Here is a 23,185-nt window from a genome sequence, read left to right as displayed (position 1 = left end):
ATAAAATCCGATGAATTGAAACAAGGAGCAATGCCATGATGAAGGGTCAACTCGCAGGTCTGATGAAGCAAGCCCAGGCCATGCAGGACAACATGAAGAAGGCGCAGGAGCAACTGGCGCAAATCGAGGTCGAAGGCCAGTCCGGCGCCGGCCTGGTCAAGGTCGTGATGACCTGCAAGAACGACGTCAAGCGCGTCTCGATCGACCCGTCGCTGCTGGCCGACGACAAGGACATGCTGGAAGACCTGGTGGCCGCCGCCTTCAACGACGCCGTGCGCAAGGCCGAAGCCACCTCGCAGGAAAAGATGTCCGGCATCACCGCCGGCATGCCCATGCCTCCGGGTTTCAAGATGCCGTTCTGATCGCTCCGGCATCAGGGGCGCCGGCGGGGGAAGCCAAGTCCGATGGAATGAAGCACAGCTTTGTGGAGGCAACATGTTCGTCATCTCGATCACGTACACCAAGCCGGCGAGCGAAATCGATTCCTTGCTGACCGCGCACAAGAAATTCCTCAATCAGCAGTACGCGGATGGCGTGTTCCTGATGTCGGGCCGCAAGGTCCCCCGCACCGGCGGCATCATCCTCGCCGACTGCAGCGATCGCGCCGAAATGGAAGCGATCGTCGAGTCGGACCCGTTCTACATCGCCGGCGTGGCCGAATACGAGATCACCGAATTTGTCCCCTCGATGACGGCCGAGGCGCTCGAAGCCTTCCGCTATTCCGTAGACCGCAATTGAAAACTCCCTCCAGTCTCACGCTCCTGACCGATTCGCTGCGCCGGCTTCCCGGCATCGGCCCCAAGACCGCGCAGCGCATGGCCTACCACCTGATGCAGCACGACCGCGACGCCGCCGGCGAGCTGAGCAAGTCGCTCGCCCGCGCGCTGGAGACGATCCGCCACTGCGCGCTGTGCAACACCTTCACCGAGCAGGTCATCTGCGAGACCTGCCAGGACGAGCAGCGCGACCACACGCTGCTGTGCGTGGTCGAGAATCCCGCCGACCAGATCATGATCGAGCAGACCCTGACCTACAAGGGACTGTACTTCGTGCTGATGGGACGCCTCTCGCCGCTGGACGGCATCGGCCCGCGCGACATCCATCTCGAAAAGCTGATCACCCGCGCCACCGACGGCGTGGTGGCCGAAGTGGTGCTGGCCACCAACTTCACCAACGAAGGCGAGGCCACCGCCCACTACATCAGCGAGACCCTCAAGACCCGCGGCCTCAAGGTCAGCCGGCTGGCGCGCGGCGTGCCCGTGGGCGGCGAGCTGGAATACGTGGACGCCGGCACCATCGCGCGCGCCATGCTGGACCGTCGCACCACCTGAGAAAAACTTCCCGCGCCGGCTTGCCGGCGTACTTTCTGCGGCGTCTTGCCGATCGGGCAGCAGGAAATTGCGCCGATTTTGTTTTATTCCATCAATTAGCGCGACATCCTGAGCTTGCTGCAATAAAATGTCGGCTTTTCGCGCATGCATGATCGACGTCATGCATGTGGCAGTGCAGCAGCGCTTACCGGGCGCGATGCGCCGGCGCACAGCGTTACCCCGCGATGCAGTCCGGCAGCAGCGACAAGAACCAATCATCGGCAACAGGAGAAGCACCGCAGTGGACCGCCGCGTCCATGAGGCCGGTGCACGCAAATGACGACAACCGCATCCAAGCCCGGCCCGCTGGCCGGCATCAAGGTGCTCGAACTGGGCACGCTGATCGCAGGCCCGTTCTGTTCGCGCATGCTGGCCGAATTCGGCGCCGACGTCATCAAGGTCGAAGCGCCCGGCAACGGCGATCCGCTGCGCCAGTGGCGCGTGCTCAAGGACGGCACCTCGCTGTGGTGGTCGGTGCAGGCGCGCAACAAGAAAAGCATCACCCTGAACATGAAGGACGAGCGGGCCCAGGAGATCGCCAGGAAGCTGGCGCTGGAAGCCGACGTCATCATCGAGAACTACCGGCCCGGCGTGCTGGAGAAATGGAAGCTCGGCTACGAGGACCTGAAGAAACTCAATCCGGCCACCATCATGGTGCGGCTCTCGGGCTATGGCCAGACCGGCCCGCTGCGCGACCTGCCGGGCTTCGGCGCCATCGGCGAATCGATGGGCGGCATCCGCTACGTGTCCGGCCATCCCGATCGCCCGCCGGTGCGCATCGGCATTTCCATCGGTGATTCGGTGGCAGCGCTGCACGGCGTGATCGGCGCCATGATGGCGCTGCGCCATCGCGACGCCACCGGCGGCCGCTGGAACGGCAAGGACGACGAGGAGCGCGTGGCGGGGCAGGGCCAGATGGTAGACGTGGCGCTGTACGAGGCGGTGTTCAACCTGATGGAATCGATGGTGCCCGAGTTCGACCAGGCCGGCGTGGTGCGCGAGCGCACCGGCGGCGCGTTGCCCGGCATCGTACCCTCCAACACCTACACCGCCGGCGACGGCAAGAACATCGTCATCGCCGGCAACGGCGACGCCATCTTCAAGCGCCTGATGGTCGCCATCGGCCGCGACGACCTGGCCAATGATCCGGGCCTGGCGCGCAACGACGGCCGCGTGCCGCGCACCGGCGAGATCGACGCCGCCATCCAGCAATGGTGCGAGACCCAGACCATCGAGACCGCGCTGGCCACGCTGCAGGCGGCCGACGTGCCGGTAGGCAAGATCTACTCGGTCAAGGACATGATGACGGACGCGCAATTCCTGGCGCGCGACATGTTCGAACAGCATCATTTCGCCGACGGCACCCCGGTCAAGCTGCCGGCCATCACGCCCAAGATGTCCGAGACGCCCGGCCAGACCAAGTGGCTGGGCCCCGAGCTGGGCGCCCACAGCGATGAAATACTCGGTTCGCTGGGGTATGATGAAGCCCAAATTAAACGGCTGCGCGAAGAAGGCGTGGTCTGAGAACAGGTGATACCGGGGAGGCGTCGACGAGGGTCGCGCTTCTTCGCGCCTGATGAAGCCGCAAGACGTTGCACCCATCCACGACTCACGGAGGAGACATAATGAAATTCAGCTGGAAGCAGTTGGCAATCGCCGGCGGCCTGTTCCTGGCCGGTTATTTTTCGTTCAACGGCAGCGCAGGCGCGCAGGCCCTGGAGAAATCCAAGGTCTCCATCGCCGTGGGCGGCAAGAACCTGTTCTACTACCTGCCCCTGACCATCGCCGAGCAGCTCGGCTACTTCAAGGATGAAGGCCTGCAGGTCGAGATCTCCGACTTCGCCGGCGGCGCCAAGGCGCTGCAGGCCATGGTGGGCGGCAGCGCCGACGTGGTCTCGGGCGCCTATGAGCACACCATCCTGATGCAGGTGAAGAACCAGCCCATCACGGCCTTCGTGCTGCAGGGCCGCGCGCCGCAGATCGTGCTGGCCGCCAACAACAAGACCATGCCCAACTACAAGAGCATCGCCGACCTGAAGGGCAAGAAGATCGGCGTCACCGCGCCCGGTTCGTCGACCAGCATCATGGCCAGCTACGTGCTGGCCAAGGCCGGCCTGAAGCCGACCGACGTTTCCTTCATCGGCGTGGGCGCCGCCGCCGGCGCGATCTCCGCGATCCGTTCCGGCCAGATCGACGCCATCGCCAACCTCGACCCGGTGATCTCGATGCTGGAACAGCACAACGAGATCAAGACCATCGCCGACACCCGCACCCTGAAGGACACCAACGACGTCTTCGGCGGCCCGATGCCGGCGGCCACGCTGTACGCGCCGGCGGCCTTCGTGCAGAAGTATCCGAACACCACCCAGGCGCTGACCAACGCCATGGTGCGCGCGCTGAAGTGGATCCAGAAGGCCGGTCCCGGCGACATCATCAAGGCCGTGCCGGAAAGCTACCTGCTGGGCGACCGTTCGCTGTACATCGACGCCTTCATGAAGGTGCGCCAGGCGATGTCGCCGGACGGCTACTTCCCGCCGGGCGGCCCGGACACCGCGCTGCGCACGCTCAAGGCCTTCGATGCTTCGGTGGCCGACAAGCCGGTGGACCTGTCCAAGACCTTCACCAACTCGTTCGCGCAGAAGGCCAACGCCAAGTACAAGTAAGGACGCAGCCGCATTCCCGCGCGACGCGAATGAAACACAAATGCCCGGCGACGGGCATTTGTGCATCTGAAGCGGCGACAAGAAATACCCGCATTGCCGCAGCACCCGCATCACCCAGGCGGCACCACGCACCTCCCATGCAACAACAACCGGGCGCGCCATCGGCCCAGACAGTCATGACTCCAGCACTCCTCTTCGACGACATCACCTGCACCTTCGTATCGAAGGATGACCGATCGCAGCGCTACACCGCGGTCGCCAACACCACCCTGGCGATCGCGCCCGGCGAATTCGTATCCGTGGTCGGTCCCACCGGTTGCGGCAAGTCCACGCTGCTCAACGTCGGCGCCGGCCTGCTGCAACCGTCCTCGGGCCGCGTCGAGGTGTTCGGCGAGCCGCTGACCGCCGTCAACAAGCGCGCCGGCTACATGTTCCAGGCCGAGGCGCTGATGCCCTGGCGCAGCGCGCTGCAAAACGTCATCGCCGGCCTGCAATACCGCGGCCACGATGAGAAGGAAGCCGCCGAGCTGGGCGAGCAATGGCTGGCGCGCGTCGGCCTGCAGGGCTTCGGCGACCGCTATCCGCACCAGCTCTCGGGCGGCATGCGCAAGCGCGTGGCGCTGGCGCAGACACTGATCCTGGATCCGGACATCATCCTGATGGACGAGCCGTTCTCGGCGCTCGACATCCAGACCCGCCAGCTGATGGAAAACGAAGTGCTGGACCTGTGGAACGCCAAGAAGAAGGCCGTGCTGTTCATCACCCACGACCTGGACGAGGCGATCGCCATGTCCGACCGCGTGATCGTGCTGGCCGCCGGTCCCGGCACCCATCCGATCGGTGAGTTCAAGATCGACCTGCCGCGCCCGCGCGACGTCGCCGAGATCCGTATGCACCCGCGCTTCGTGGAACTGCACCAGCAGATCTGGGACGTCCTGCGCGATGAAGTGCTCAAGGGCTACCAACAACAAAAGCGCGCAGCGTAACCAGAGGCGAGAGAGTCGGCAACATGTGGAAATTACTGAAACCCAATCACAAGAACATCCGCTTCTGGCAGCTGCTGGTGCTGCTGGTGGTGCTCGCCGTGTGGCACATCGCCACGCGCAACCCGCAGACCGCGTTCTTCTTCGGCGAGCCGCTGAAGGTGGCGCAGCGCGTCTGGGAATGGTTCACCGTCGGCAGCGGCTCGCTGGAAGTCGGCTTTGGCGACACCACCTTCTTCACGCTCAACTTCCCGGCGGAGATCTATTCGCACCTGCTGGTCACGCTCACCGAGACCGTGCTGGCCTTCGTCATCGGCACAGCTTCCGGCCTGGGCGTGGGCCTGTGGCTGGCGCTCTCGCCGACCGCCTCGGCCATCCTCGATCCCTATGTGAAGGCAGCCAACTCGATGCCGCGCGTGATCCTGGCGCCGATCTTCGCCATGTGGTTCGGCCTGGGCATCTGGTCCAAGGTGGCGCTGGCGGTCACGCTGGTGTTCTTCATCGTGTTCTTCAACGTCTACCAGGGCGTCAAGGAAGTCAGCCCGGTGGTGCTGGCCAACGCCCGCATGCTGGGCGCCAACGCGCGCCAGTTGCTGCGCACGGTCTACCTGCCCTCGGCCACCTCGTGGGTGTTCTCCAGCCTGCACACCTCGATCGGCCTGGCCTTCGTCGGCGCGGTGGTGGGCGAGTACCTGGGGTCGGCGCGCGGCGTCGGCTACCTGATCCTGCAGGCTGAAGGCACCTTCGACATCAACACCGTGTTCGCCGGCATCGTCGTGCTGACGGTGTTCGCACTGGTGCTGGACCTGGCCGTGGCCCTGATCGAGAAGCGCCTGATGAAGTGGCAGCCCAAGAGCGGCGAGACGGAAAAGCTCTGATCGCACACGCTGCGGACGTAAAAAAAGAGGCGGACATGTGTCCGCCTCTTTTCATTTTTACCGCAGGTGTTCCGGTATCGGCCGCGCGTGCGTTGCAACTTTCGGATAACGCCGCGCGAGGAAACCGGATTGCCCGTTACGACTTCAGCGCAGGCTGCGAGCCTTTGCCCAGCGCCAGGTTGGCAATGACCGCCACCACGATGTTCATGGCCAGCGCGATCAGGCCGGTGTACATGGTGTAGGAGTCGCCGCCCACCACGAAGGTGTGCACCGGCTTGATGCCGTCGGCGAAGGCCATCCAGCTGCCGCCGACGATGCCCACCGCCCAGCCGCACAGCAGGGCGCGCGCGCCGAACCAGCCGACGAACAGGCCGAACACCAGCGCCGGGAAGGTCTGCAGGATCCACACGCCGCCCAGGAGCTGCAGGTCCAGCGCGAACTTGGTCGGCAGGAACAGGATGAACACCAGCGCGCCGAACTTGACCACCAGCGAGACGATCTTGGCGACCTTGGCTTCACCTTCGGCATTGATGCCGGGGTTGATGTAAGGCTTCCAGAAGTTGCGGGTGAACAGGTTGGAGGCGCCGATCGACATCACCGCCGCCGGCACCAGCGCGCCGATGGCGATCGCGGCGAAGGCGAAGCCTGCGAACCAGCCCGGGAACAGGCCGTTGAACAGCGCCGGCACCACGTCGTTGTTGGTCTGCACCTTGATGCCCGCGGCATAGGCCATGTAGCCCAAGAGCGCGATCAGGCCCAGCAGCACGGTATAGGCCGGCAGGAACACGGCGTTCTTGCGGATCGTGTTGGCATCCTTGGCGGCGAAGATGCCGGTCAGGGTGTGCGGGTACATGAAGGCCGCCATGGCCGAGCCCAGCGCCAGGGTCGCGAACGGCAGGAACTGCGTCGGCTTCAGGGTCAGGCCGGTGGCGCCGCCCTTCAGGGCAAAGGCATCGCGCGCCGAGCTGAACACCGCGCCGTAGCCGCCCAGCTTGGCCGGCACCACGATCACCGCCACCAGCACCACGATGTAGATCATGATGTCCTTGACGAAGGCGATCAGCGCGGGAGCGCGCAGGCCGGCCGAGTAGGTGTACAAGGCCAGGATCACGAAGGCGGCCAGCAACGGCAGTTCGCCGGTCAGGCCCAGCGCCTTGATCACCACTTCCATGCCGATCAGCTGCAGGGCGATGTAGGGCATGGTCGCGACCACGCCGGTCAGCGCGATGGCGAACTCCAGCGGACGCGACTTGTAGCGGCCCCAGACGACGTCGGCGGCGGTCACGTGGCCGGCCTTGTGCGCGGCATGCCACAGCTTGGGCATGATCACGAACACGATCGGGTAGACCAGGATGGTGTAGGGCAGGGCGAAGAAGCCATAGGCGCCGACCGCATAGACCAGCGCCGGCACCGCGATGACGGTATAGGCGGTGTAGAAGTCGCCGCCGACCAGGAACCAGGTGATCCAGGTGCCGAAGTTGCGGCCGCCCAGGCCCCATTCATCGAGGTGGGCGCCCTTGTTCTTGGGGCCGGCCATCCATTTGGAGGCCCAGAAGCCCATGATGGTGACCAGCGCGAAGAAGAAGATGAAGACCCAGAGGGCCGACCAGTGGATGTTGTTGGTCTCCATTTACTCGACTCCTTTCTTCAGGCCGTCGCGGTAGACGATCCAGATGATCAGGGAGGTCAGCGGCACCCAGGCGAACTGGTACCAGTAGAAGAAAGGAAAACCGAACAGGCTGGGCAGTTCGTCGTTGTAGAACGGAACCCACAGCAAGCCTATGAACGGCAATAGGAGTAGTAGCCGCATTTTTTTGCTCCTCGAACTTTTGGCGGAAGGATTGTTATTAAAAGTTGCAGCGAAATTATATTAATAAACTGGAAAGCCCGTGCGCAGGTACAACTTTTGCCCGCCGCCGCGCCGTTTTCCCGTGCCTTGCGCCGCAAACGGCCCATGTTTGGCCGGCGCGGCGGGTGCTTGTTGCATGGCGGCGAGGCTGTCGCAGGGGGCGGGAATGGATGCGCCGGAGGGCACTTCCCGGGCGATGGTAAGACTGCAGAAAGTTTTCTGTTGTTTAATTGATATGTGTCGAAATTTTAAGGATTGACCTGGCTCGGCGTCCGCAGCCGGGCGGTTAAAATACTCGTCATATCAGGCTACAAGAGTCCGCAGGCGGCATCCCGCCTACCTGCCAGGACTGGCACTCCACCACAAGGTTGTTCTTCGAGACAGGCCGGCCGCGACCGGGGGATCCGCGCAATGGCGCAGCAGCAAGACGACTTGACCGAATACTCATCAGAAACCGCCTACCGGCTGCTGGTACAGGGCGTGACCGACTACGCCATCTACCTGCTGCGCCCCGACGGCGTGGTGGCCAACTGGAACGCCGGCGCCGAGCGCTTCAAGGGCTATGCCGCCGGCGACATCGTCGGCCGCCACTTCTCGACCTTCTACGCGCCCGACGAGCGCGCCGCCGGGCTGCCGCAGCGCGGGCTGGAGATCGCCCGGCGCGAAGGCCGCTTCGAAGCCGAAGGCTGGCGCATCCGCAAGGACGGCAGCCGCTTCTGGGCGCATGTGGTGATCGATCCCATCTACCGCGACAACGGCGAGCTGCTGGGCTTCGCCAAGATCACCCGCGACTGTACCGAGCAACGTCGCATGCGCGACGCGCTGCACGACACCGAGAACCGCTTCCGCCTGCTGGTGGAGGGGATCACCGACTACGCGATCTACATGCTCAATCCGGACGGCACGGTCGCCAACTGGAACGCCGGCGCCCAGCGCGCCAAGGGCTATCTCGACAGCGAGGTGGTCGGCCGTCATTTCTCATTGTTCTACGGTGAAGACGACCGCGCCGCCGGCCTGCCGCACAAGAACCTCGACATCGCGCTGCGCGAAGGCAAGTTCGAGGACGAGGGCTGGCGGTTCCGCAAGGACGGCTCGCGCTTCTGGGCGCATGTGGTGATCGATCCCATCTACCGCGACAACGGCGAGCTGCTGGGCTTCGCCAAGATCACCCGCGACCGCACCGAGCAGCTGGAGAGCCGCGAAAAGATCATCTACCTGGCCCGTCACGACGCCATGACGGGCTTGCCCAACCGCTCGCAGTTCCTGGAGCGGCTGGACGAGGCCATGGGCGCGCTGAAGACCGACGAGCAGGAAATCGCCGTCATCAGTATCGACCTCGACCGCTTCAAGGAAATCAACGACGCCTTCGGCCATGCCGTGGGCGACCAGGTGCTGTGCGAACTGTCCCGGCGCATGAAGGCGCTGTCCGGCGAGGGCGAGCTGGTGGCGCGCCTGGGCGGCGACGAGTTCGTGGCCTTCAAGGTGTTCCGCCAAGAGCGCGCGCTGGCCGATTTCATCACGCGCCTGTACCGCGCGCTCACCACCGTGCTGCGCCTGGCGCAAACCGACATGGCGCCGGGCGCCAGCCTGGGCGTGGCGATGTATCCCGGCGACGCCGAGGGCCGCGCCCAGTTGCTCAACAATGCCGACCTGGCGATGTACCGCGCCAAGAAGAGCCTGGGGGAGAAGATCTGCTTCTATGAAGCCGGCATGGACGAGGCCTCGCGCGCGCGGCGCGCCATGGCGCGCGACATCTGGATCGCGCTGGAGCAGGGCCAGTTCTTCCTCAACTACCAGGTTCAGCGCGCGGTCCACGGCGAAGAGACCACCGGCTACGAAGTCCTGTTGCGCTGGCAGCATCCGGTGCACGGCCTGGTCTCGCCGGCGGTGTTCATTCCGATCGCCGAAGAGTGCGGCGCCATCGGCGCCATCGGCGACTGGGTGCTCGAGCATGCCTGTCGCGAGGCGGCGCAGTGGAACCTGCAGCCGCGCATCGCCGTCAACCTGTCGGCGGTGCAGTTGTCCAACGCCGCGCTGGTGGACAAGGTGCGCTCAGTGCTGGCCGCCACCGGCCTGCCGGCGTCGCGGCTGGAGCTGGAGGTCACCGAGACCGCCATCATCGCCGACCGCGACCGCGCGCTGCACCTGCTGCAGCAGCTCAAGGGCATGGGCGTGACCATCGCCATGGACGATTTCGGCAGCGGCTATTCGTCGCTGGAGACGCTGCGCTCCTTCCCCTTCGACAAGATCAAGCTCGATCGCAGCTTCATCAGCGAACTGGAAACCAGCCTGCAGGCCAAGGCCTTCGTGCGCGCCATCCTGGCGCTGGGCCACAGCCTGAACGTGTCGGTGCTGGCCGAAGGCGTGGAGACCGAGGAGCAGCGCGCCATCCTGCAGCAGGAGGGCTGCCATGAAGGGCAGGGCTTCCTGTTCGGCCGTCCCGCCACGCTGGCCAGCCTGGCCGAGCAGGACGTGATCGCCTCACCCTCCGGCGCGCAGCGCAGCGCCTGAAGCCAACGGGCCGCGCCCGGCAGCCGCGGCCGAAATCGCTTACGCTGCACGCTGTTGCTTTTACAGGTACGGCTTTCATGAACCATATCCCGCCAGCCGGCGCGCCAGCCGATGCGTCTCCCGACGAACTGGCCGCGCTCGCGCAGCTGCTGCTGACTCACAGGAAGGTGCTGGTGCTGACCGGCGCCGGCATCAGCACCGCCTCCGGCATTCCCGACTATCGCGACGCCGACGGCGTGCGGCGTGGCCGGCTGCCGATCCAGGGCGACGAGTTCCGTTCTTCCGAGGCGGCGCGCAAGCGCTATTGGGCGCGCAGCATGCTGGGCTGGCCGCGCCTGGCGCAGGCCAGGCCCAATGCCGCCCATCGCGCCATCGCGCAACTGCAGTCGGCCGGCCGCGTGGCCACCGTCCTCACGCAAAACGTCGACGGCCTGCACCAAGAGGCCGGCGCGTGCGACGTGATCGAACTGCATGGCAGCATCCACGCGGTGCGCTGCCTGTCCTGCGGCACGGCTTACGAGCGCGCGCAGATACAGAACCAGCTCGAACAATTCAATCCGGCGCTGGCCGAGGTCGAGGCGGCCATGCTGCCGGATGGCGACGTCCAGCTCGAACCCGATGCCGACGCCGACTTCCACGTGCCTTCCTGCGCCCGTTGCGGCGGCATGCTCCAGCCCGACGTGGTGTTCTTCGGCGACGGCGTGCCGGTGGCGCGCAGCGCCGAAGCCGAGCGCGCCGTGAGAGACTGTGACGCCATGCTGGTGGTGGGCAGTTCGCTGATGGTGCTGTCCGGTTTTCGCTTCGCGCGCATGGCGGCCGAGGCCGGCAAGCCGGTGGCGGGGATCAATCGCGGGCTGACCCGCGCCGACCCGTTGCTGGCCTTCAAGGTCGCGGCGTCTGCCGAAGCGGTTCTGCCGCGGCTGGCGACGTTGGCGCTGGGCGGGACGAGCGCCTGAGCGACCAGGCCACCACGGCGGCCGCCGCCAGCGCCAGCAGCGCCGCCGCCAGGAAGACATGCGAGAAACCCAGCCCGTAGGCGCGGCGCGCCAGCGTCACCGCGCCGGCGCCTTGCGCGCCATAGAGCTGGGCGGCATCGTCGAAATCCCCGGCCATGGCGCGCGCGGCGAACTCGCCGGCCAGCGCGCGGCCGGCCAGCGGCGACAACGCATCGAGCATGGCGCCGCGCGCGCCTTCAGCCAACACCGCGCCCAGTCCGGCGAAGCCCGCCAGCACCCCGGTGAAGCGCGAAGTGGTGCTGATTCCCGAGGCCATACCGGCGCGCTCGCGCGGGACATTGCCCATGATCGCCTTTTGCGTCTCTCCATTGAGCAGGCCGCCGCCGCTGCCCAGCACCGCCATGCCCAGCGCGGTCAGCCAGCCGTCGCCGGAGCGCGCGGCCCAGATCATCAGCAGGTTGCCCAGCGCGGTGACGCACAGGCCCAGCGCCAGGATGTGCGGCGAGCGCAGGTGCGCGCCCAGGCGCCGGCCCAGCTGCGGCAGCAGCAACATGGCCAATGCGAAGGGCAGCATTGCCAGCCCCGCCTGGGCGGCGGAGAGGCCGCGCGCGTTCTGCAGGAACTGCGGCAGCAGCGAGGCCATCACCTGGGCCGAGGCGGCGTAGGCGAACATCGCCGCCACCGCCGCCACGAACCCGGCCGAACCGAATAGCGAGAGCTCCAGCATCGGATGCGCGCGGCGGCGCTCGATGGCGATGAACAACGCGAATAAAAGCGCGCCGCCCACAGCGCGGGCGACGCAAACAACGCTGCTCCAGCCTTGCTCGGGTCCGGTGATCAGGGCCCAGGTCAGCATGAAGACGGCGCTGGAGAAAGACAGGATGCCCGGCGCGTCCAGCGGACGCGGGGCGGGATTCTTCGATTCCGGGATATGGCGCAGCACGGCCGCGGCCAGCAGCAGGCAGACCGGCAGGTTGACCGCGAAAGCCCAGCGCCAGCCCAGCGCCGCATTGATGGCGCCGCCGATCAACGGCGACAGCACCATGGTCAGCCCCATGATGCCGCCCCACACCGCCCAGGCGTGGGCGCGCTCGGCCTCGTCGTGGAAGGCGTGGCCGATCACCGCCAGCGCCGGCGCCAGCAAGAAGGCCGCTCCCACGCCTTGCGCCGCGCGCGCAGCATACAGCGCCTGCGCGCTGGGCGCCCAGGCGCAGGCCAGCGAGGCCAGGGCGAACAGCCCGATACCGCACAGGAAGACGCGCTTGCGGCCGTAGCGGTCGGCCACCGAGCCGGCCGGCAGCAGCAGGGCGGCGAAGCACAGCACATAGGTGCTCACCACCCATTCGATGTCGGCGAAGGAGGCGCCCAGCTCGCGCGCGACGGTGGGCAGGATGATGCCCACCACATTGGTGTCCAGCACCGTCATGGCGCAGCCCAGCGAGCCGGTCAGCAGCACCCGCCCGGCGGCGGTGGAAAACAGTTGGCGCACGGCGTCTCCTCTTCGTCCCGAATGATGCGCGGCTTACTTCAGCGCGGCCACGCCGGCGCGGGCAATCTCTTCATCATGCTGCGGCGTGTCGGCCGAGACGCCGATGGCGCCCACGATCTGGCCGTCGGCCACCAGCGGCAGGCCGCCGCGCATCAGCACAAAGCCGCGCGCGGTGGCGGCCGCCGGGCGGTTGCCGTTGACCGCATCTTCCAGCGCGCCGCTGGGGCGGCGGAACAGCGCCGCCGTGCGCGCCTTGCCGGGCGCGATCTCGACGCCGGCCGGCACCGCCGCGTTGTCCATGCGCACCAGCGCCAGCGGCAGGCCCGCGGCATCCACCACGGAAATCACGCAGGGCCAGTTCTCGGACTGGGCCTTGGCCTGCGCGGCCTGGATCACCTGCTGGGCGGCGGCCAGGGTGAGCACCGGTTGCGTCGGCAGGTTGGCGGCGCCGGCCAGTTGGGCGGCGCACAGCAGGGCGGAACCCAGGACGAGGGAAAGGGATGGCTTGAACATGTTCGGCTCCTTGAAAGACCGGGTTGCGGGAAGCCTTCATTGGAACAGTGGATATAATTCGCTTCAATATATGTATTTTTGAATTTAATTAGTTATTAACTAATTGAAGGCCGACCGGGGATTTCCATGGAATTGAGACACCTGCGCTACTTCCTGACTGTCGCCGAGCAGTTGCACTTCGCCCGCGCGGCCGAGTTGCTGGGCATCGCCCCGCCCACCCTGTCGGTGCAGATCCAGGAGATCGAGCGCAAGCTGCAGGCGCAGCTGTTCGTGCGCACCAAGCGCACGGTGGCGCTGACCTCGGCCGGCGAGGCCTTCGCGCTGGAGGCGCGCGCGGTGCTGGCGCAGTTCGAGCAGGCGCTTAACGTCGGCCGCCGCGCCGGGCGCGGCGAGCTGGGACGGGTGGAGATCGGCTACGTCGGCTCGGCGGTGTTCGGCGGCATCCTGCAGCAGCAGATCAGCGCCTTCCGCAGCCACTGGCCGCAAGCCGAGGTGCAGGCGCGCGAATGGCCGATGGATCGGCTCTCCGATGCGCTGGAAGAAGGACGCATCGACATCGCCTTCGTGCGCATGCCGATCGCGCTGGCGCCTTCGCTGCAGAGCCATGTACTGCTGCGCGACCGCTTCTGCCTGGCCCTGCCGGCCGATCACCGGCTGGCCGGCGAGACCGGCGCGGTCAAGGCGCGCGCGCTGGCCGGCGAGGCCTTCATCCTGCCTGAACAGGAGCTGGGCGCGCGCGAGGTGTATCGCCGCGGCGGTTTCGCGCCGCGCAGCGAGAGCCGTCCAGGCAGCCTGCTGGCGGTGCTGGCCGAGGTGTCGGTAGGCGCCGGCGTGGCGGTGGTGCCCGGCGTGCTGACCGGGGTGGTGGACCTGCCCAACGTGGTGTACCGGTCGCTGGCCGGCGCGGTCATCGGCTCCGAGGTGGCGGCCGTGTTCCGCCGCTTCGAGCGTTCGCCGGCGGTAAAGAACATGGTGGCCGCCATCCGCAAGAGCGCCGCGCTGCAGGTGGGCGCCATCGCCGCGGCCTGAACCCCGGGCGCATATCCATATCCGATTTCCTTCCTTCAGCAACAGCGGCCTGCTGCCAGATAATCCTCTGCACGTCACTCCCCGCAAAGGACATCATGAGCATCTCTTCCCACGCCTCCGCCGAGGCGCTGCACCAACGTTTCGCCGACCTGTTCGCCCGCATCGGCGAGGGCGCCGTGGAGCGCGAGAACGCGCGCCGCCTGCCGTACGAGGAAGTGCGCCAGCTCAAGGAAGCCGGCTTCTCCCGGCTGCGCGTGCCGGTGGCGCAGGGCGGCGCCGGCGTCAGCCTGGAAGATTTCTTCTACCTGCTGGTCCGCCTGGGCGAGGCAGAGTCCAACCTGCCGCAGATCCTGCGCGTGAACGCCGGCTTCACCGAGCTGCTGCGCGAACGCAAGGATGACGCCGATACCCGCCGCTGGCTGGAAGTGATCGGCAGCGGCAAGACTTTCGGCGCCTCTACCTCCGAGCGAAACGCCGCCACCGGCAATTCGGCGCTGCTGGAGAAGGACGCCGCCGGCCACCTGCGCCTGAACGGCGAAAAGTATTACTCGACCGGCACCCTCTACGCCGACTGGGTGCTGGTGCGCGCGCACGACAGCCAGTCCGACTTCAACGTGCTGGTGCGCGCCGACGCCGAGGGCGTCGAACGCGTCGACGACTGGGACGGCTTCGGCCAGCGCCTGACCGGCAGCGGCACCACGCGCTTCCACAACGTGCTGGTGCCGCCGGAACAGGTGCTGGACCGCTATCATGTGTCGCAGCCGCGCCGCAACAGCATCATCACGTCCTTCTACCAGACCTTCCACCTGGCGACCCTGTCGGGCATCGCGCGCGCCGCGCTGCGCGACGCCATCGCCTTCACGCAGCCGCGCACCCGCACCTTCGGCGTGCCGGGCAACTCCAGCCCGCGCGAGAACCCGCTGGTGCATCGCGTGGTGGGGCGCCTGGCCAGCCTGGCCTGGTCGGCCGAACAACTGACCTTGTCGATTGCGCGCGAACAGGATGCGCTCAACGCCGCGCGCGCCGCCGGCACCGTCGCCACCGCAGATTACGATGCCCTGGACATCCACACCTTCCAGGCGCAGCAGGTCGTCATCGGCCAGGTGCTGGAAGCCACCACGCTGCTGTTCGAAGTCGGCGGCGCTTCGGCCACCAGCGAAACCCGCCGGCTCGATCGCCACTGGCGCAACGCGCGCACGCTGGCCTCGCACAATCCGGCGATCCAGCGCGAAGCCTCGGTGGGCAACTTCCACCTCAACGGCGAGCCCCACAACGAGCGCTTCGGCGGCAGCTACGCGTAAATGGCCGGTCATCGCTGGCCGGATATCGACATGCGGATAACTTCGTTCTGCTGAAGGGGACGGGTCAATACACTCTCTGCAGTTCTTCCACGACCTGACAGAAAGCGACCCTCCCGATGTTCAAGCGACTCTTCTCCACGCTGTTGTTCTCCGTTGCCGCCGTCCACTGCGCCCAGGCCGCGCCGCTCGAGCGCGAGCTCAAGGTGGGCTTCGTGCCCGGGCCATACATCGACGAGTTCAAGCTGGGCGTGCAGCCCGAGCTGGAGAAAAAGGGCTACAAGATCCGGCTCTATGAATTCTCCACCGGGCTGGAGGCCAACAGCGCCGTCTTCAAGGGCGACATCGACGCCAACGTGATGCAGCACACGGTCTTCCTCGATTCCTATAACGAGCGCAACAAGACCGACCTGGTCGGCATCGTGCAGGTGCCGACGCCGCCCATGGGTTTGTATTCGAAGAAGCACAAGGACCTGAAGAACCTGAAGAAGGGCTTCACCGTGGCCGTGCCCAACGACCCGGTCAACCTGCAGCGCGCGCTCTGGATCCTGCAGCGCCTGGGCTGGATCAGGATCCGCGAGAACAAGCCGGTGGACGTGACCGAGCTGGATGTGATCGAGAACAAGGTCGGCTTGAAGCTGGTGCTGCTGGAGAATGCCCAGGGCCCGCGAGCGCTGGACGATGCCGACTTCGCGGCGATCCAGGGCAACTTCGCCATCTTCGCCAAGCTCAAGCTTTCCGAAGCCTTCATCCTGGAAGACATGAAGCCGCCCTACATCAACGTGCTGGCGGTAAAGAAGACGCGCCAGGCGGACACCTATGCGCGCGACCTGGTGGACGCCTATCGTTCGCAGAATTTCCAGAAGGCCATTCGCGGGGAGCGTTTCTATGATGGGTTTGCCTTGCCGGATTACTTCAAGACGGCGAAGGGAAATTGACGGCGAGGCGTTGAACACGGCGCGGTAAACGTCACTGGGTCCTGACTTTCGTCAGGACGACAGGGAAGGGGAAGGCTCGAACATTTGAGGGTTCGATTTACTCCCTACCTGTCGTCCCGGCGAAGGCCGGGACCCAGCGTCGTTCGTGATCCAGAAAAGAAAAATCGGCAAAGGCCTCAAGCCGCCCGCACCCCAGAATCCGGAAGATTGAGCGGCCGCGCCAAGCCAAAATGGTCGCGCAGGGTGCGCCCCGCATACTCGCGCCGGAACAGCCCGCGTCGCTGCAGGATGGGCACCACGCCATCGGCGAAATCCTGCAGGCCGCCGGGCAGTGCATCGGGCATCAGGTTGAAGCCGTCGGCCGCGCCGGCCTTGAACCAGCGCTCGATCTCGTCGGCGACCTGTTCGGGCGTGCCCACCAGCACGCGGTGGCCGCCGCCGCCGCACAGCGCGCGGATGAGGTCGCGCACCGTGTGCTCGCGGCCGCGCGCCAGCGAGAGCGTGGCGTGGAAGAAGGTGTGGTTGCCGTTGCCGCCGTTGGGCAAGGCCAGGTCGGGCGGCAGCGGCTGGTCCAGGTGCAGGCGCTCGACCGGGATGCCGAGCGTGCCGGCCAGGCGCTTGAGGCTGTAGCTCCAGGGGATCATGTCGACCAGCTCGTCGCGCCGGCGCAGCGCTTCGGCCTCGGTGGCGCCGATGATGGTGGCTAGGCCCGGCAGGATCTTCACCGCGTGCGGGCCACGGCCCAGCGCCGCGGCGCGCTCGTTGATGGCGCGGCTGTAGGCCAGCGATTCTTCTATCGTGTGCGCGGCGGAGAACACCGCCTCCGCGTGGCGCGCCGCCAGCTCGCGGCCGTCGCCCGAGCCGCCGGCCTGCACCAGCACCGGCTGGCCCTGCGGCGTGCGCGGCAGGTTCAAGGGGCCTTGCACGCTGAAGTGGGCGCCGCGGTGCGCGATCGGGCGCACCTTGGTTTCGTCGATGAAGCGGCCGGTGCTCTTGTCGCCGATCACGGCGTCGTCTTCCCAGCTGTTCCACAAGGCCTTGACGACCTGGGTGAATTCATCGGCGCGCGCATAGCGGTTGCCATGGTCGGGCGTGCCGTCGAGGCCGAAGTTGCGGGCCGAGCCGGGATCCGCGGTAGTGACGATGTTCCAGCCGGCGCGCCCGCCGCTGACGTGATCCAGCGTGGCGAAACGGCGCGCGATGTTATAGGGCTCGTTGTAGCTGGTGGAGGCGGTGCCGATGATGCCGATGTGGGTGGTGGCCGCGGCCACGGTGGCCAGCAGCACGGTCGGCTCCAGCGCCGTGATCGGGCGGAAGTCGATCTGCTCGATGATGGCAGCGTTGTCGGCCAGGAATACCGCGTCGAACTTGGCGGCCTCCGCAATGCGCGCCACCTTCGCGTAGTGGCCGGCGTCGACGAAGGCCAGTGGGTCGGCATCCGGCAGGCGCCAGGCCGAGGGGATGAAGCCCGAATGCAGGATGTTGACGTTCAGGTGCAGCTGGCGCGGGGCGGGATTCTGGCTCATGGCGCGCCTGCTCAGTGCACGCGCGGGAAACCGTGGCGCTGCGCCAGCAGCTCGAGGATGCGGCGGGTGTCGGTGACGAAGCGCCGGCCGTTGGCCGATTGCGCATCCTCCGGCGCCGCTTGCTGGTCGCCCAGGATCAGCACCGGCAGGCCCTGGTGCTGTTCGCCCAGCGCCGCCACCACGTGCGCGCGCGGACGCGGGAAGGGCAGGCGCCGGATGTCGAGGCGGCGGGCGAGCTCCGGATCGCCGGCCAGCAGGCCCTCGATGGGCGCGCCGTCGGGGCAGATGAAGCGTTCGCCGGGATGGGCGGGATCGGTGAAACCGTGTTCAAGCAACAGCAGCAGGTCGCGACTCATGGCGCATGTTTCCTCGGGATGGCGATCGGCAGATTCTGTGCCGCGCCCGATGCGGCAGCCACGAATTTATCCGCATAAACATATGCGCCGGGGCGGCTACAATGCGCGAGGGCTCCGAGGGGAAGCCAAACAAATCATATTCTTGACGATGGGCTTTCTTGTTTCTCTGATCATGTTTGCGCTGGGCTGTGCGATCGCAGGCCTGGGCGTATGGGGCGCGTTCGCGCTCTGGTTCCAGCTGCCGGGCCCGGCCTGGATGCGCGGCGCCGTCATTGCCGCGTGGTGCCTCCCGGCGTTGGCGTCGCTGGCCATGCTGGCCGGATGGGGCGGCTGGCGCTGGACGCCGGCGGTATTCGCGCTGTGCGCGGCGCTGCTGTTTTCCTGGTGGCACACCATCCGTCCCACGCATGAGCGCGTCTGGGCCGACGACGTGGCGCGCATGCTGGCGTCGCGCGTGCAGGGCGACGAAGTGCTGCTGGACAACGTGCGCAACTTCACCTGGCGCAGCGAGACCGACTACGACGCGCGCTGGGAGGCGCGCCGCTACGACCTCGGCCAGCTGGTGTCGGCCGACCTGATGCTGTCTTACTGGATGGGGCCGGCGATTGCGCACACGCTGGTGTCCTTCGGCTTCGCCGACGGCCGGCGCCTGGTGTTCTCGCTGGAGATCCGCCGGGAGCAGGGAGAGAGTTTTTCCGCACTGGGCGGTTTCTTCCGCCGTTTCGAGACGGTCATCGTGGCCGCCGACGAGAGCGACATCGTGCGCACCCGCACCAATGCGCGCGGCGAGGACGTCTACCTGTATCGCCTGCGCTTGCGCCCCGAGCAACTGCGCAAGGTCTTCCTCGGTTACCTGGAACGCGCCGCGCAGGTGCATGCCGAGCCGAAGTTCTACAACACGCTCACCAGCAACTGCACCACCATCGTCTTCGAGCTGGCGCGGCGGCTGTCGCCGACGCTGCCGCTGGATTACCGGCTGCTGCTCTCAGGCTATTTCGCCGACTACGCCTACGATCATGGCGGTCTGGTGCAGGGCGTTGACTTCGCGACCCTGAAGCGCGCCGGCCGCATCACGCAACGGGCGCTGGCGACCGGCCCCGATGAGGACTACGCCAAGGCCATCCGCAAGGGCGTACCCGGCGTCAGCGACGACGAGCTGCGCTGACGCGCCGCCTCAGGCGCGCAGGCGCGGCTCCAGCAGGGCGAACATCCGTGGGTCGGGCTGGTGGCCCACGCCCGGCGCTACATCCAGCGTCGCTTGGGCGCCGAGTGCTTGCAGCCGTTCGAAGGCGGCATGGGCCAGCGCCATCGGCATCACGCCGTCGGCATCCCCATGCAGCAGATGAATTGCCGCGCCGGGTTTGGCCGTGGGCAGTTCGGCGTAGCGGCCTGCGATGGCGACTATCGTCGCCGCCGGCGCCTGATCCGATTTCGCGGCCTCCAGCGCCATGATCGCTCCCTGCGAGAATCCCGCGACCAGCGTGCGCGCAGCGTCCACGCCCGCCTGCTCGCGCCAGTGCGCCACCGTCTGCAGGAACAACGGCATGGCCGCATCCACGCGCTGCCGGCGATTGTCTTCCGTCACCCCGCGCACCGAAAACCATTGCAGGCCGGCCGCCGACACGTCGGACGGCTGCGGCGAGGCTACGCTCACCACCATCGCCTGCGCGTCGCGCCGCGCGAACCAGGCGCCCACGCCTTGCATGGATTGCGGAACCGAACCCACGCCGTGCATCAGCAGCACCAGGCGCTGCGGATGGGCGGGTTGCCGGATGACGATGGAGGCGCTGTGCGTGGCGGACATGGCATGAAGGGGATAAGGGGGGAGCTGCCCAGTGTAGGTTCGCCCGCGCCGGCGATAAAGCCCTTGCGGCGCAATGGAGTGTCGCGGAAAAGTTGACGATGCGGTCGCATCGGCCAAAAAAAACCGGGGATGTCACCATCCCCGGCCAATCTCCGCCGGCCCGGTCCGATCTGGGCGGCAAGAGCTGCTCACTGTGTCACGTTGTGCCGCCCTTGTCCCAGCCCGCCTGGCTGGTTGCAGCGGAGCCGGCGACCGAATACAGCGCGCCCGGCGCGTTGCGCGTTTGCTGGAAGTCGGCCAGCGACTGGCCGCGCATGGCGGCGTAGATGTGCAGGTTGGATACGCCGACCACGGCGCCAAGTTTTTCGAGCAAGAAAAAAATCACGCCGTAGCGGATCATGGCCTGCCAGTCGCGGTGGGTGATCATGCCGCGTTCTTCTCCGGTCAATCCGGCGTCTTCATAGGTGGCCTCGGCATCGGCCAGGAAGCGCTCACGGAAGGCGGGTTGGATCAATTGATAGAGATAGCGGTTGATGCGGTAGCGTTCGTTGCTGGTTTGCAGGGTAAACGGGTAAGTGCCGGCCAACTGTTCGATACCCTCCAGCTGGTGCGCCACGTGCGCGCGATGCTGGTCGGCGCGGCGTTGCCGCATGGCGGCGTCGCTTGCGCTTTCCTTCCCGGCGGGTTCGTAGACGGCCACTGCGATGCCCGTCATCGACGGCAGGTAATACTCGCGGTGCAAGCAGTCGATACCGGCCGGCATGGCGCCCCGCATCACCAGCCACATAATCACCTCGGCGCTTTCCAGGCCGCCCAGCGTGGCCAGCTCGGCGTGGGTGAGGCCGGTCAGCGCCTCGGGATCGTTCTCCAGCAGGTCGAGGAAACGGTGATCCCAGGGCGTGTTGTTGAAACCGGCGCGCTCACCGTGGACCTGGTGCGACAGGCCGCCGGTGGCCACCAGCACCACGTCCAGCTCTTGCGGGTAGCTCTCGATGGCGCGGCGCAGGGCCTGGCCAAGGCGGTAGCAGCGCCGCGCCGTGGGGATGGGAAACTGCAGCACGCCCACCTGCAGCGGAATGATCTTGCCCGGCCAGCCGTCCTCGTGTTCCCACAGCATCGACAGCGGCGAGAAGCAGCCGTGATCCAGGGGCTTCTCCTGGAAGAAGGACATGTCGAACTCATCGGCCATCAGCGAGTTGCCGATATGGCGCGACAGCGCTGCGTGTCCACCCACCGGCGGCAGCCTGCGCGCGCCGCCGCCTTCGTCCGCGACCTTGTACTCGCTGCCTACGCCCAGAGAGAAGGCCGAGTAGTGGTCGAAGAAGAAGGAAGTCACATGGTCGTTGTAGATCACCAGCATGACGTCGGGCTTCTTCTCCTTGAGCCATTTCTGTACCGGCGCGTAGGCCTTGAAAATTGGCGACCAGACCTGGTCATGCTGTTTGCCGGCATCCAGTGCGAAGCCGATGGTGGGGGTATGCGACGTAGCGATTGCGCCGACGATGTTTGCCATGAGGAGTGTTTCCTATTTCCAGTAAAGCCTTGGCCGCGCCTTACGCGGCTGCCTGGCGCTGGCCCAGTTGAATGAAAGCGATGATCAGGGCCGCCAGCGTGGCCGGAACCGCCAGGATGGCGATCACCGAACCGAAGCTCCAGCCCAGCGACAAGAGCACGCCGCCAGCGAAGGAACCCAGGATACTGCCGAAGCGGCCCACGCCCTGCATCCATGACACGCCGGTGGCGCGCACCGCAGTTGGGTAGCACGACGGCGCGAAGGCGTTCAGGCCTGTCTGGGCGCCGCTCATGCAAAAACCCGCCAGCAATACATAAGCCGCGAACATGCCGGACTGCACGCTGCCCGAAGCCAGCAGCAGGATGAAAACCGCGCCGCTGACATAGGCCGCAGCGATGGCGCGGCTGGGCGACCAGCGGTCCATCAGGTAGCCTACCACCAGCGCGCCGACGGTGCCGCCCAGCTGGAACAGCGCGGTAATGCTGGCGGCTTTCTCGATCGGCAGACCGGCATCCTTGATGAGGGTCGGCAGCCAGCCCGACAGCAGGTAGATCACCAGCAGGCCCATGAAGTAGGTGCCCCACAGCGACAGCGTGGTCTTGCGATAGCCATCCGAGAGCAACACCTTGCCAGGCTGCGATCCCTTGACCTGCGGCTCACTTACGCTGAATGTTTGTCCGGGGGCGAACTCGCCCCCGCACACGCGCGACAGGGTACGGGCGATGCGGTCCGACGGCTGGTTCTTTACCACCATGAAACGTGCCGATTCCGGCACCAGCCAGAGGTAGAACGGCAGGCACAGCAGCGGGATCGCGCCGCCGGCCACCAGCACCGTGCGCCAGCCGTGATCCGGCAGCAACGCCGCGGCCATGAAGCCGACCAGGCCCGAGCCCAGGTTGAAACCGGTAAACATGATCGCCAGCAGCGTGCTGCGCGAGCGTTCCGGCACGTATTCGGAAAGCAGGGTGGTGGCGTTGGGCATGGCCGCGCCCAGGCCCAGGCCGGTCAAGAAGCGCAGCGCCGACAACGTCACCACGTCGTGAGCCGCCGCCGATGCCAGGCTGAACACGCCGAACCAGGTGACGGCTGTCATCAACAATTTCTTGCGACCATAGCGATCCGACAGCGGTCCGACCAGCAGTGCGCCGATGGCCAGGCCGATGGGGGCGGCGCTCATCACCACGCCGAAGGCGGCGCGGGAAATGTCCCACTCCTTGGTGATGCCGGGCGCGAGGAAGCCCATGATGGCCACGTCCATGCCGTCGGTGGCCACGATCAGGAAGCAGAGGACAAGCAGCAGCCATTGGTAGCCGGACATCTTGCGTCCGTTGATATGCGCCCGCACGTCCAGCGATTGTGCTGTATTCATTAAGTCTCCGTGTAGATATGAATTTATATGGGAGTGCGCCGCTTGTCTGCCCGCGGCTTGAAAAACGCTTGCCGATGTGCAAATGGCTTGCTTCGACAATGGAAGAAGTGTAAGTCCGCGCATCCGGCCGAGTATTGCTT

22 protein-coding genes are annotated in these 23,185 nt (G+C 66.4%); 13 read left to right on the top strand and 9 right to left on the bottom strand.

All coding sequences use genetic code 11. From position 1 onward, the window contains the following. Nucleotides 1-35: 35 nt before the first annotated feature. The 7 genes from Herbaro_RS17065 to Herbaro_RS17035 all read left to right on the top strand — a co-directional run bounded on the left by Herbaro_RS17065 (nucleotide 36) and on the right by Herbaro_RS17035 (nucleotide 5,894). Nucleotides 36-362, top strand: coding sequence for a YbaB/EbfC family nucleoid-associated protein (locus Herbaro_RS17065; RefSeq protein ID WP_275010811.1), 327 nt, complete (start codon nucleotides 36-38; stop codon nucleotides 360-362). A gap of 73 nt (nucleotides 363-435) precedes the next feature. Further along, nucleotides 436-738, top strand: a complete 303-nt coding sequence (locus Herbaro_RS17060) for a YciI family protein (RefSeq protein ID WP_275010810.1) — start codon at nucleotides 436-438, stop codon at nucleotides 736-738. Next, a complete protein-coding gene (recR, locus tag Herbaro_RS17055; RefSeq protein WP_275010809.1) occupies nucleotides 735-1,331 on the top strand; it encodes a recombination mediator RecR in 597 nt (198 codons plus the stop codon). The genes Herbaro_RS17060 and recR overlap by 4 nt, the downstream gene beginning before the upstream one ends. A 315-nt stretch (nucleotides 1,332-1,646) precedes the next feature. Beyond that, on the top strand, nucleotides 1,647-2,894 hold the full coding sequence (locus Herbaro_RS17050) for a CaiB/BaiF CoA transferase family protein (RefSeq protein ID WP_275010808.1): 1,248 nt from the start codon (nucleotides 1,647-1,649) through the stop codon (nucleotides 2,892-2,894). Nucleotides 2,895-2,995: 101 nt separating this feature from the next. Continuing rightward, the gene (locus tag Herbaro_RS17045; protein ID WP_275010807.1) at nucleotides 2,996-4,033 is read left to right on the top strand and encodes an ABC transporter substrate-binding protein; all 1,038 of its coding nucleotides are present in this window, start codon (nucleotides 2,996-2,998) and stop codon (nucleotides 4,031-4,033) included. 176 nt (nucleotides 4,034-4,209) lie between these two features. Next, entirely contained in the window at nucleotides 4,210-5,019 is an 810-nt protein-coding gene (locus Herbaro_RS17040) for an ABC transporter ATP-binding protein (RefSeq protein ID WP_275010806.1), read from the top strand. Nucleotides 5,020-5,042: 23 nt separating this feature from the next. Then, complete coding sequence (locus tag Herbaro_RS17035; protein WP_275010805.1) at nucleotides 5,043-5,894, top strand: ABC transporter permease; 852 nt, start codon at nucleotides 5,043-5,045, stop codon at nucleotides 5,892-5,894. Between the two features lie 136 nt (nucleotides 5,895-6,030). Here Herbaro_RS17035 and mctP read toward each other — a convergent pair whose 3' ends face one another. Next, nucleotides 6,031-7,524 carry a monocarboxylate uptake permease MctP gene (gene mctP / locus Herbaro_RS17030; RefSeq protein WP_275010804.1) on the bottom strand — a complete coding sequence of 498 codons (1,494 nt, stop codon included), beginning with the start codon at nucleotides 7,522-7,524 and terminating at the stop codon, nucleotides 6,031-6,033. Continuing rightward, nucleotides 7,525-7,704 (bottom strand): DUF3311 domain-containing protein, encoded by a 180-nt coding sequence (locus Herbaro_RS17025; protein WP_275010803.1) that lies wholly within the window; start codon nucleotides 7,702-7,704, stop codon nucleotides 7,525-7,527. Between the two features lie 450 nt (nucleotides 7,705-8,154). On the opposite strand from Herbaro_RS17025, the gene Herbaro_RS17020 reads away from it, so the two are divergent. Together Herbaro_RS17020 and Herbaro_RS17015 are read left to right on the top strand one after the other, a co-directional pair. Further along, nucleotides 8,155-10,254, top strand: a complete 2,100-nt coding sequence (locus tag Herbaro_RS17020) for a putative bifunctional diguanylate cyclase/phosphodiesterase (RefSeq protein WP_275010802.1) — start codon at nucleotides 8,155-8,157, stop codon at nucleotides 10,252-10,254. Nucleotides 10,255-10,331: 77 nt separating this feature from the next. Then, entirely contained in the window at nucleotides 10,332-11,210 is an 879-nt protein-coding gene (locus Herbaro_RS17015; RefSeq protein ID WP_275010801.1) for an NAD-dependent protein deacetylase, read from the top strand. Here Herbaro_RS17015 and Herbaro_RS17010 read toward each other — a convergent pair. Next, nucleotides 11,137-12,699, bottom strand: a complete 1,563-nt coding sequence (locus Herbaro_RS17010; RefSeq protein WP_275010800.1) for an MFS transporter — start codon at nucleotides 12,697-12,699, stop codon at nucleotides 11,137-11,139. The two genes, Herbaro_RS17015 and Herbaro_RS17010, sit on opposite strands and share 74 nt — an antisense overlap. Nucleotides 12,700-12,732: 33 nt before the next feature. Beyond that, entirely contained in the window at nucleotides 12,733-13,212 is a 480-nt protein-coding gene (locus Herbaro_RS17005) for a GlcG/HbpS family heme-binding protein (RefSeq protein ID WP_275010799.1), read from the bottom strand. A gap of 126 nt (nucleotides 13,213-13,338) precedes the next feature. Between Herbaro_RS17005 and Herbaro_RS17000 the strand changes: the two genes are divergently transcribed. The 3 genes from Herbaro_RS17000 (at nucleotide 13,339) to Herbaro_RS16990 (ending at nucleotide 16,477) form a co-directional block, all read left to right on the top strand. After that, complete coding sequence (locus Herbaro_RS17000; RefSeq protein WP_275010798.1) at nucleotides 13,339-14,241, top strand: LysR substrate-binding domain-containing protein; 903 nt, start codon at nucleotides 13,339-13,341, stop codon at nucleotides 14,239-14,241. Between the two features lie 95 nt (nucleotides 14,242-14,336). Beyond that, a complete protein-coding gene (locus tag Herbaro_RS16995) occupies nucleotides 14,337-15,542 on the top strand; it encodes an acyl-CoA dehydrogenase family protein (RefSeq protein WP_275010797.1) in 1,206 nt (401 codons plus the stop codon). Nucleotides 15,543-15,658: 116 nt separating this feature from the next. Beyond that, nucleotides 15,659-16,477, top strand: coding sequence for a MetQ/NlpA family ABC transporter substrate-binding protein (locus Herbaro_RS16990; RefSeq protein WP_275010796.1), 819 nt, complete (start codon nucleotides 15,659-15,661; stop codon nucleotides 16,475-16,477). Between the two features lie 176 nt (nucleotides 16,478-16,653). On the opposite strand, the gene Herbaro_RS16985 is transcribed toward Herbaro_RS16990, so the two are convergent. Continuing rightward, the gene (locus Herbaro_RS16985; protein ID WP_275010795.1) at nucleotides 16,654-18,003 is read right to left on the bottom strand and encodes an LLM class flavin-dependent oxidoreductase; all 1,350 of its coding nucleotides are present in this window, start codon (nucleotides 18,001-18,003) and stop codon (nucleotides 16,654-16,656) included. Between the two features lie 11 nt (nucleotides 18,004-18,014). Continuing rightward, entirely contained in the window at nucleotides 18,015-18,359 is a 345-nt protein-coding gene (locus Herbaro_RS16980) for a DUF3088 domain-containing protein (protein WP_275010794.1), read from the bottom strand. Nucleotides 18,360-18,531: 172 nt separating this feature from the next. Between Herbaro_RS16980 and Herbaro_RS16975 the strand changes: the two genes are divergently transcribed. Beyond that, nucleotides 18,532-19,524: an Lnb N-terminal periplasmic domain-containing protein gene (locus Herbaro_RS16975; RefSeq protein WP_275010793.1), complete on the top strand. Its 993-nt coding sequence runs from the start codon at nucleotides 18,532-18,534 to the stop codon at nucleotides 19,522-19,524. 9 nt (nucleotides 19,525-19,533) lie between these two features. Here Herbaro_RS16975 and ypfH read toward each other — a convergent pair whose 3' ends face one another. From ypfH to Herbaro_RS16960, 3 genes are all read right to left on the bottom strand, one after another. After that, entirely contained in the window at nucleotides 19,534-20,163 is a 630-nt protein-coding gene (gene ypfH / locus Herbaro_RS16970) for an esterase (RefSeq protein ID WP_275010792.1), read from the bottom strand. Between the two features lie 196 nt (nucleotides 20,164-20,359). Then, nucleotides 20,360-21,676, bottom strand: a complete 1,317-nt coding sequence (locus Herbaro_RS16965; RefSeq protein ID WP_275010791.1) for a gallate dioxygenase — start codon at nucleotides 21,674-21,676, stop codon at nucleotides 20,360-20,362. A gap of 40 nt (nucleotides 21,677-21,716) precedes the next feature. Continuing rightward, entirely contained in the window at nucleotides 21,717-23,045 is a 1,329-nt protein-coding gene (locus Herbaro_RS16960) for an MFS transporter (protein WP_275010790.1), read from the bottom strand. Between the last annotated feature and the right edge of the window lie 140 nt (nucleotides 23,046-23,185).

This window comes from Herbaspirillum sp. WKF16 (genome assembly GCF_028993615.1).
In the GTDB taxonomy this organism is placed as follows: Bacteria; Pseudomonadota; Gammaproteobacteria; order Burkholderiales; family Burkholderiaceae_D; genus Herbaspirillum.
This window is presented reverse-complemented; position numbering and strand designations above follow the sequence as displayed.